Raw genomic sequence first — 6,612 nt, 5'->3', positions numbered from 1 at the left:
CTTTTCTTAATATCCGTGTAAAAATAACGCCCTATCTCCAACTGCTTATTTACCTCGTTTATTGACTCTAGAATTATAGATATCTCTGAATCATACGGGATAATCTGAGGTTTTATTACTCCTGTTTTTTCTAATCTTTTATATAATTATCTTCTAACCTTAAAGCAGTATGCCCTTTATATTTACCTTTTTTAAAATTATCAAGATATCAGTATTGCTATGGTAACCGTTAGGTAAATCACGTACCCAGTCGCCTCTAGCAAAAGAGCCATACAAAATAATCATAGTAATTTTATCCTGTGCAATATCTAAAATCTGCTGCATTATAAAATTAAGCCTAGCTTGGATCTTAAGAGAACGTTCAGGTAAGGTGGTTTTCATCTACTCATTTGCACCATGACAATATTTATATTTCTTGCCTGAACCGCACGGGCATAGCTCATTACGAGATACCCTCCCCCAGCTAGTAGGATCATCAGGGTTTCTATCTTTTGGGTCAATACGTGATACGACTGGTTTAAGGTCAGTCTCAAGGCTACTTCCTGCATTGTATTTACTAAATGCCGGATCCTCCCGACTTTCTCGCATATTTTTCTGAAGTTTTTTATGCTCAAGCGAAACATCTTCTTTTTGAATATGTTTTAAGTCGATATGGAAGTGATATACTGTTTGAATAAATAATTCTTTTAAATTATTGAGCATCTGCTCGAATAAATTAAATGCCTCTCTTTTATACTCGCTAAGAGGGTCTTTTTGAGCATAAGCTCTAAGCGATATGCCTTGTCTTAAATGATCTAAGCTATATAAATGGTCTTTCCAAACTTGATCGAGAATAGTTAGTAAAATATACTTCACGGCATTATGCATTAACTCACTACTATAAGCTTCTTCTTTTGACTTGTATATATCATGAGCCGTTTGTATAACGATTTTCGTGATTTCTTCTTCCGTTACGTCATTTTTACTGACTAAATTATGATCAAATTTCATAGAAAAGACACGATGTAATTCTACGCTTAAATTTTCTATATCCCAATCTTCTCTATAAGAGCCTACCGGCATAAAAGTTAATACTATCTTTTTAGCGAGTTCCTCAGTAGTACTATTTAAGAAACCGTGACTATCTTTAGATTTAATAATTTCAGTACGTTGCTCGTATATTATCTTACGTTGGTCATTCATTACATCATCAAAACGTAATAAATTTTTACGCATCTCGTAGTTATGGCCTTCAACTTTTTGCTGAGCTTTCTCAAGTGAACGACTAATCATCGGATGGTGGATCGCCTCTCCATCTTTCAATCCAAGTGTTCTAAGAACTCCTGATATACGATCTGATGCAAAAATACGCATCAAATCATCATCAAGAGATAGGAAAAACTTAGTCTTACCGGGATCGCCTTGTCTACCCGATCTTCCTCTTAGCTGATTATCTATCCTACGGCTTTCATGCCTTTCCGTACCTATCACAAATAAACCGCCTGCTTCAATAACTTGCTTCTTTTCTTCAGCAATTTGAGTTTTTATTTCAGCTGTTTTAGCTTCGTAATTATGATCATTATCCAGCTGCTCTATTAGCATTTCAGGATTACCGCCAAGCATAATATCAGTACCTCGCCCTGCCATATTGGTTGCAATCGTTACTGCCTTAAACCTACCTGCTTGAGCAATAATAAAAGCTTCCTGCTCATGGAACTTAGCATTTAAAACTTTATGAGGGATTTTTTCTTTATTTAAAACGCTTGAAAGCTCTTCTGACTTTTCTATGCTTATCGTACCGACAAGTACAGGCTGACCACGATCGTAACAATCCTTAATTAGCTTTAAGATAGCATCATATTTTTCTTTTTTACTACCGTAAATCTCATCATCAAGGTCAAGCCTTGTAACTTTATTATGGGTTGGAACTGCAACCACATCGAGATTATATATGTCTTTTAGTTCCGGTGCTTCGGTCATAGCCGTACCGGTCATACCCGATAATTTAGGATAATTACGGAAATAATTTTGGAAAGTAATAGATGCAAGAGTTTGGTTTTCATTTTGAATTTTTACATTTTCTTTTGCTTCTAATGCTTGATGTAACCCTTCCGAATATCTCCGCCCCTCCATTACACGGCCGGTAAATTCATCGATAATCATTACCTTACCTTCACGCACTAAATAATCTACATCAATAGTAAACATATTATGAGCTCTTAAGGCTTGATTAACATAATGTACTAAAGTTAGATTCTCAAAATCATATAAACCGGAATCAGGCTTTATAAGATGTTCTTTACTTAAAAGTGATTCTATATGTGTAATACCGGTTTCCGTTAAATTGATAGTTTTTAATTTTTCATCTTTTTCAAAATCACTTATATTAAGCAGGCGTACAATTTTATCAATTTTACCGTATAATTCCGAATTATCATTCACCGGACCCGATATAACGAGCGGAGTTCTTGCTTCATCTATCAAAATCGAATCAACCTCATCGATGATAGCAAAATTAAAAGGACGAAGTACTCGCTCCTGCAAGTTATACTTCATATTATCTCTTAAATAATCGAAACCGAGTTCATTATTTGTGGCATGAGTAATATCGGCATTATAGGCGACTCGTTTTGCTTCATCAGGCATGCCGACAACAATACATCCAACCGATAAACCTAAAAAATTGTAAATTTTACCCATGGAAGTAGAATCGCGGCTTGCCAAATAATCATTGACGGTTACAACATGTACACCTTTTCCGGTTAAAGCATTTAAATAAGCAGGAAGTGTTGCAACTAAGGTCTTACCCTCACCGGTACGCATTTCGGTAATCATGCCTCTATGTAATATAAGACCGCCTATAAGCTGAACGTCAAAATGACGCATACCGCAAACTCTTCTAGCCGCTTCCCTAACTACCGCAAACGCCTCATATACTATATCGTCTAAAGTAGCTCCGTTTTTAAGCTTTTCTTTAAACTCTACAGTTTTATTCTTTAACTCCTCATCTGATAATTTTTGTATAGCAGGCTCAAGTGAGTTAATTTTTGTAATTTCAGAAAATAGTTTTTTTACAGTACGATCATTTGCAGTACCGAAAAGTTTTTTTAAAATAGAAAGCATTAAAGTCCTTATGATATTTTTAGTATTTTAGTACTTAAATATAGGTATATTTTATAAAATTATCAAATGTTATAATTTTATTTAAATGAATAATTTATTTATTGAAAGGCATTTTTTACTACAAATATTTGTAAATTATTATTAATAAATAAAATATTCTCAAATAGCTGTTGACGGTTATATATTATTTTTATAAAATTTAAGCTTATGTTTAACACAATTATGAGTCATAAATGAAAAAATTATCTGTTATATTTTTATCAGTTAGCATGCTTTCCGGTATTACTTTTGCCGATCAAGACAAAGTAGTTGCTACCTATAAAGGCGGTGAAGTAAAAGAATCGCAAATTATGAAAGAATTTAAGCCTCAGCTTAATCTTCAATCAGGTGAAACAATCAAAAATTTTAATGATTTTCCACCGCAAGATCAGGAAAAATTAATAAAAATTTATGTTAATAATCTGTTGTTAAAAGAAGAAGTTGCTAAGTCAAATATTACTTCTTCTAAAGAATTCCAAGAAAAACTTGAAAATGCAAAAAATCAATTAGCTCAACAAGAATTATTGGCAAATTATATAAAATCTAATATTACAGATAAGATGTTTGATAACGAATATAATAAATATGTCGGTAATCTTAAAGGTAAAGAGCAAATAAAAGTTGCTCATATTTTAGTTAAATCCCAAAAAGAAGCTAACGATATAAAGACCAAATTAAGCAAAGGTGGAAATTTCACTAAGCTTGCAGAAGAATCATCTCTTGATAAAGCTTCAGCTTCAAACGGCGGAGTTATAGGTTACATTCTATTAAATCAACCTGGACAGTTAGTACCGGAATTTGAGAAGAAAGCTTTTGCTTTAAAAGTAAATGAAGTTTCAACTCCTGTAAAAACCGATTTCGGTTGGCATATTATCAAAGTGCTTGAAAAAAAACCTGCGCCTATTCCAACAAAGGAAGAAGCAAAAGTAACTATTGATAATATATTAGCTGCAGAAGTACTAAAGAAATATATTTCTGATTTAGAAGCTAAAGCCGATTTAAAAATTATGTTACCCAAAGCAGACAACAAAGCCGGAGCGTGATTTATATTTCGCTAGAGCGGACATTCCCCGCATACCAAGTCGTCATTGCGAGGAAAAACTGTAAGTTTTGACGAAGCAATCTCAGGAGTTTGTGTTATTACTTCATGAGATTGCCACATCGCTTCGCTCCTCGCAATGACGGTTTGGGTATCCACGCAACAATACCGCAGAAATGACACTATAACTTCCCCTCGACTACAGCAAATGCTACACATATAGGGTAATCATCAGAAAGAGACAGGTGAATATTAAAAGGTGGGAGTTTTTTTGTATAGTTTGAACTCACTTCTACTATAGGCTTGCCCAAATTATCATTTAGTATAGTAATATCTTTTAAATTTATACCTTGACCTATACCGATTCCAAAGGCTTTACTTACAGCTTCTTTAGCAGCAAAACGCTTTGCTAAAAATACAGCATGACTTGTTTTGTCCAATAAACTAAACTGCGCTAACTCCTTCGAAGTTAGAATTTTTTGAGCAAAAAGTTCTGGATATAAATGTAATATTTTTTCGATTCTAGGAATTTGTACTATATCAGTACCGACACCGATAAACATTTACTTATCTTCAAAATCATCACCGGTCTCATCAATAAAAATTTGATCATCTAAATCAGAGTAATCTTCCGTTATACAAACCTCAGGTAAATACTCAAATTTTTCTTCTATATCTTCTGATTCATCCTGATTAACAATTGGCTCTATCATAGTTTTTGTACGCAGACTATTTATTAGGTCTTGTTCTAACTGTTCTACCGATACTTTTCCGGCAGCAATTCTACGTAATGAGATAACAGGAGGTTTATCACGCTTTTCTTTTTTGATTTGATTAGTTTCTACTTTATAATTTAATAATTTAGCATATCTTGTTGCTAGTACAACAAGCCGAAACCTATCCGGTATAATTTTATTACAATCTTCTGCTGTAATTCTTGCCATAATTTTCTCCGTTAAAAATAGTACACTACAAATAAATAAGAACTGAGTATACGAAGATCAACTTCAAAAAGAGCAAGGAGCTCACGAGACGAGGAACGGCAGCAGTTACTTAATACGTGAGTACCGAAGCTCTTGTAGAACGACGTAGCCAATTTTTGAAGTTCATCAAGTATATTATACTCTTTTTATATCCGCACCGCAATTACTTAATTTTTTTTCTAAATCTTGAAAGCCACGATCCAAGTGATATATTCGATGTAATACGGTTTTGCTATTAGTACTGAGCCCTGCGAGTATTAGCGATACCGAAGCTCTAAGGTCGCTTGCCATAACTTCTGCTCCTTTTAACATTTCTACACCTCGAACGACCGCTTTATTACCTCGTACTACTATATCTGCTCCCATTCTACATAATTCAGGAACATGCATGAAGCGATTTTCAAAAATATTCTCGGTGATCATTGAAACACCGTTACTAAGCGTCATAAGGCTCATAAATTGTGCTTGTAAATCAGTAGCAAAGCCGGGATAGGGATTAGTTTCTAAATCAACTGAATTTAACTTCCCTTCATAAGTTACTTGGACTCCGTTATTGATCGGCACAACTTTTATACCCGTTTCAATAAGTTTTAAAGCTATATTTTCTATAATATGGTAATCAATCCCACAAATTTTTATATCACCTTTAGTAATAGCTGCCGCAAACATATAAGTACCGGCTTCAATACGATCAGAAAGTACTTTATAGCTCGCTTTATTTAAAGAATCCTTACCTTTAATTGTTATTTCACTAGTGCCGACACCTGCAATATCGGCTCCCATTTTGATAAGGCAATTACATAAATCAACTATCTCCGGTTCTCGACCACAATTAAAAAGTACAGTTTCCCCCTCTGCTAAAACAGCTGCAAGTATTGCATTAATTGTAGCACCTACAGAAACTTTATCAAAAGCAAAATGAGTACCTTTTAAACGTCCTTTACTTGAGGTGTTAATATAACCGTCTTCTATTTCAATCGCAGCTCCCATAGCTTTTAATACGGCAATATGCAAATCTACTTGCCTTGCTCCAATAGCACAACCACCCGGAAGCGATACTTTTGCTTTACCGTATTTGGTAAGCAAAGGACCAAGCACCCAAATCGATGCTCTCATTTTACGGACTATTTCATAATCTGCAGTAAAGTTATTTATATTTCCGGTATTAATTATAAGTTCAAATTCATCTTGATGTTCTAATATTTCAATATCTGCTCCGTGACTTCTTAGCAAATCTTTCATAGTACTAACATCCGTTAACTTTGGAACATTAGTAATATGCAGTTTATCGGCAAGAATAGATGCCGCCATAATAGGTAGCACGGCATTTTTAGCACCACTAATATTAATACTACCTTTAAGAGGTTTACCGCCGTGAATAATTAATTTTTGCATAAGTTATTTTGATAAAATTGCAACGTCATTGCGAGAAGAATTACGTAGTAATTC

General features: G+C 34.1%; 6 protein-coding genes and 1 pseudogene. 1 reads left to right on the top strand and 6 read right to left on the bottom strand.

Translation table 11 applies throughout. The features are described from left to right. Positions 1-381, bottom strand: a pseudogene (locus KYQ89_RS08325) (nucleotidyltransferase); the annotation flags it as partial. Next, positions 382-3,102 carry a preprotein translocase subunit SecA gene (secA, locus tag KYQ89_RS04765; RefSeq protein WP_218460637.1) on the bottom strand — a complete coding sequence of 907 codons (2,721 nt, stop codon included), beginning with the start codon at positions 3,100-3,102 and terminating at the stop codon, positions 382-384. 233 nt (positions 3,103-3,335) lie between these two features. On the opposite strand from secA, the gene KYQ89_RS04760 reads away from it, so the two are divergent. After that, entirely contained in the window at positions 3,336-4,184 is an 849-nt protein-coding gene (locus KYQ89_RS04760) for a peptidylprolyl isomerase (RefSeq protein WP_218460636.1), read from the top strand. Between the two features lie 11 nt (positions 4,185-4,195). Here the strand turns inward: KYQ89_RS04760 and KYQ89_RS04755 are convergent, their stop codons facing one another. From KYQ89_RS04755 to murA, 4 genes are all read right to left on the bottom strand, one after another. Continuing rightward, entirely contained in the window at positions 4,196-4,339 is a 144-nt protein-coding gene (locus tag KYQ89_RS04755; protein WP_218460635.1) for a hypothetical protein, read from the bottom strand. 23 nt (positions 4,340-4,362) lie between these two features. After that, the gene (gene acpS, locus KYQ89_RS04750; protein ID WP_218460634.1) at positions 4,363-4,743 is read right to left on the bottom strand and encodes a holo-ACP synthase; all 381 of its coding nucleotides are present in this window, start codon (positions 4,741-4,743) and stop codon (positions 4,363-4,365) included. Continuing rightward, positions 4,744-5,124 (bottom strand): DNA-directed RNA polymerase subunit omega, encoded by a 381-nt coding sequence (rpoZ, locus tag KYQ89_RS04745; RefSeq protein ID WP_011271267.1) that lies wholly within the window; start codon positions 5,122-5,124, stop codon positions 4,744-4,746. Positions 5,125-5,298: 174 nt separating this feature from the next. After that, positions 5,299-6,558: a UDP-N-acetylglucosamine 1-carboxyvinyltransferase gene (gene murA, locus KYQ89_RS04740; protein WP_218460633.1), complete on the bottom strand. Its 1,260-nt coding sequence runs from the start codon at positions 6,556-6,558 to the stop codon at positions 5,299-5,301. Positions 6,559-6,612: the final 54 nt, after the last annotated feature.

Origin of the sequence: Rickettsia sp. TH2014 (assembly GCF_019249195.1) — a bacterium.
GTDB lineage: Bacteria > Pseudomonadota > Alphaproteobacteria > Rickettsiales > Rickettsiaceae > Rickettsia > Rickettsia felis.
The sequence above is the reverse complement of the archived record's forward strand: the minus strand, read 5'-3'. Positions and strand labels throughout refer to the sequence as shown.

Bases quoted from the DNA above. Each gene is read 5' to 3' on its own strand.
- secA (WP_218460637.1), bottom strand. From the start codon at position 3,102: ATGCTTTCTATTTTAAAAAAACTTTTCGGTACTGCAAATGATCGTACT.
- KYQ89_RS04760 (WP_218460636.1), top strand. From the start codon at position 3,336: ATGAAAAAATTATCTGTTATATTTTTATCAGTTAGCATGCTTTCCGGT.
- acpS (WP_218460634.1), bottom strand. From the start codon at position 4,743: ATGTTTATCGGTGTCGGTACTGATATAGTACAAATTCCTAGAATCGAA.
- rpoZ (WP_011271267.1), bottom strand. From the start codon at position 5,124: ATGGCAAGAATTACAGCAGAAGATTGTAATAAAATTATACCGGATAGG.
- murA (WP_218460633.1), bottom strand. From the start codon at position 6,558: ATGCAAAAATTAATTATTCACGGCGGTAAACCTCTTAAAGGTAGTATT.